Genomic DNA, 2213 nt, shown 5'->3' with positions numbered 1-2213 from the left:
CGCCACGGTCATAGTCGTCAGGGCAGCAGTCCAGATCTGCGGGCGATGGCGACCGCTTCGACCCGGTTGGCGGCGCCCAGCTCGAGCCACCAGGAAGACCGCCGTGACGGCCATCCCGGTAGGCGCCGGCCCGGTAATGCGTGCGTGGCCCGTCGTCCGACGGGCCGGGACGTTTGGCCCTGGGAACCCGCCGTCGGTGGGCCCACGATGGCTGGAACGGGCAGCGCCGCCGGCATCCCGCAACTCACGTACCCATGACGTGCGAGTCGACCCAATGCTCCAGCTGGGGCATCTCGAGCAAGGCCAGAACCCCCACACTGCCCAAAGCGTGGATAAGGACGTTGAAAGCCGGCGCGGTCTCGCCTGCACCGGCCGCAGCGATCCAGTAGGGGATAAGCGTGACAAGGCCTAGCACCGCTGAGCCCACGGCGACTCGCTCCCACCACGAATCGCGCCGGAAGAGACCCCACGTGGCGAGAGTGAAGCCGGCGAGCGTGACGAGCGCCAAAACTTGCGTTAGGGCCCACAGGAAACCGCCGGTGGAGATACCCCCGGTCGCGAACGTTGGAGTCAACCATAGGAACGTAGTGCCGAACAGGAAGAGGGCGACCCCGCCCATGTTGCGGATCGTGAACATCTTCATCGCCTCCACCCGCAACGATCGTCAGCTTGCTTGCCCTGGATAGGGCCCTTTAGTAGGCCCCCGTTGCGCAGGACCGTGTCGACCCGTCCGGGATCCATTCCTTAAGCCAGGGTCTGTACGAGACACAAATGAAGGTGTCCACGCGCCCTGGTGCGCCGTCCGAGACTACGGTCCCGAGTCTTGATGGGGCTCTAGCCTTCTCGTAGTCCTGAAGTGTGATGGACACCATCGTGATCAACCTCCTCTCGTGTGTCTATCTGTGTTTGTCTATCTGTGTTCCAGACGGCGCTGCTCCGCTGGCCCGGTTGCGGCGCTCACCGTCGGTGTGGCGGACGCCGGACGCGGGTGCGGTGGAAGCTCGACGCCGCGCACGAGGCCCGTGCAGTGGGCGAGAATGTGGCCGAGTGTGGGGGCGATCAGGCTCGCCGTCGCCAGGTAGCCGACAGAAAGCATTCCGCAGCCGACGGTGATTGGGACGAGCAGGCCGTTGCGGTACTCCCAGTAGCCAAGGTGGTGAACGATGATCACGATGGCGCTTGCGGCTATCGGCAGCGTCCAGCGTGCTATCCCGCCTGCGACACCGGACCACCCGAGAGAGTTGACCATCTGCCAGGTTATGAATACGGGCAGCACGGAGAGCAGGATTCCCTCCGCAGTGCCGTAGACCACGCCCTCCCATAGCAGCGCACGAGTGAGCCGCCAGCCATGAAGCTGCTGGCTGAAGCCATGAAGCCGCTTGCTGACTGGCAGCTTGGTCATCCCGATAATGAGGAAGGCGGCGGAGAGGGGCGCGACGATCAGTCCCCACATCCAGCGAGATGTGACCAGGTCGGCCGCAGTTACGTCGAGCCACCAGATGTATCCCACCGAGAAGACTGCCGTCGTCACGGTCAGCACCGCGATGTAGGGCGTGCGAGGCATTTGGAGCCGAGTCGCGGCGAGCCAACTGACTGCGAACGACGCCGCTGCGAGCGCAACGAGCCACCACAAGGATCCGACCCATGAGGCTGGATATACAGGAATAGGCATCGAAATCACTCCGTCCTGAACGGATACTCAAAACGCTCGGCCCGAAGGACGATGGCGAGTAGAGGCGAAGGTCCCGAGTCCCTTTCTGTCAGTCTTGCGTGACTGCGGAGAGTGTGCATGACTATCGGATCCAGATGGCCCGCTCACCCTTCTTCACTCGCCGACCATGCTCCTTGTCCCACTGCCGAAACGACATCATGTGCACGTCCTCGTTTGTCGGGCTCGCCTACCTGGGATGGCTATCCGCGATATTCGGCATCGCTGAGCCGAGCACGGGTCGTCAAAGCCCACCCGTCCCCGCCAAGGAAGCGAGTGCTGATCTGCGATGACCGATATGGCGATCCCGACCGCGAACGGCCCGGTGCAGGCGTACGTCTGCGAACCCAGCGGACCGGGGCCGTGGCCCGGCGTGGTGGTGATCCACGACGTGTTAGGCATGAGCCACGACCTCCGCCGCCAAGCCGACTGGCTGGCCGGCGCCGGGTACCTCGCCGCCGCCCCGGACCTGTACCACGGCGGCCGCAAACTGACCTGCATGATC

The 2213-nt window shown here is 64.4% G+C and carries 3 protein-coding genes; 1 reads left to right on the top strand and 2 read right to left on the bottom strand.

Annotated features, from left to right (window positions below):
• Positions 1-244 precede the first annotated feature (244 nt).
• Both VIM19_00045 and VIM19_00040 read right to left on the bottom strand, forming a co-directional pair.
• On the bottom strand, positions 245-652 hold the full coding sequence (locus tag VIM19_00045) for a hypothetical protein (protein HEY5183310.1): 408 nt from the start codon (positions 650-652) through the stop codon (positions 245-247).
• 258 nt (positions 653-910) lie between these two features.
• Positions 911-1540, bottom strand: a complete 630-nt coding sequence (locus tag VIM19_00040; protein ID HEY5183309.1) for a hypothetical protein — start codon at positions 1538-1540, stop codon at positions 911-913.
• A gap of 457 nt (positions 1541-1997) precedes the next feature.
• Between VIM19_00040 and VIM19_00035 the strand changes: the two genes are divergently transcribed.
• The coding region (locus VIM19_00035; GenBank protein HEY5183308.1) for a dienelactone hydrolase family protein at positions 1998-2213 on the top strand (216 nt) is incomplete at its 3' end.

This window comes from Actinomycetes bacterium (assembly GCA_036510875.1).
Taxonomy (GTDB): domain Bacteria; phylum Actinomycetota; class Actinomycetes; order Prado026; family Prado026; genus DATCDE01.
This window is presented reverse-complemented; position numbering and strand designations above follow the sequence as displayed.